This is a genomic window from Brevundimonas sp. GN22, from assembly GCF_054824005.1.
The window spans coordinates 1-322 of sequence record NZ_JSYD01000173.1 but is presented as its reverse complement, the minus strand read 5'-3'; the positions used below and the strand labels follow the sequence as shown (position 1 = coordinate 322).

At 61.2% G+C, this 322-nt stretch carries 1 protein-coding gene; it reads left to right on the top strand.

Going from position 1 to position 322, the window contains the following annotated elements; genetic code table 11:
* Window positions 1–31: 31 nt before the first annotated feature.
* Window positions 32–322: hypothetical protein (locus tag OB03_RS14635; protein WP_461344656.1), on the top strand; the 291-nt coding region annotated here is incomplete at its 3' end.

The window sequence follows — 322 nt, the reverse complement described above, 5'->3', positions numbered from 1 at the left end:
TGCTGGGGTCGTTACGGCCCGACAAGCAGCCGTGGATAAGGCTCTGGATGAGCAGGTCGAGGCCGGGATTGCGTATGCAACGGCAGCAAATCGGCTCGATCAAATCATGTCCGACCTGCGCACCGGTGCTTATGTCGAGGTTCCGACCGTCGGCACGGGAGACGACGGCAAGACTAAAGCAGGCCGCTCCGGTCCGACGCCTGAGGAGTTGGCGGCTCAACGCGAGATGCTTTCGCTTCAGGCTAAAATGGGCCTCCTTCAAGCTCAGGGACGCGAGGACGAGGCGCGAGCGATCCAGCGCCAAATCGACCTTATCAACCTG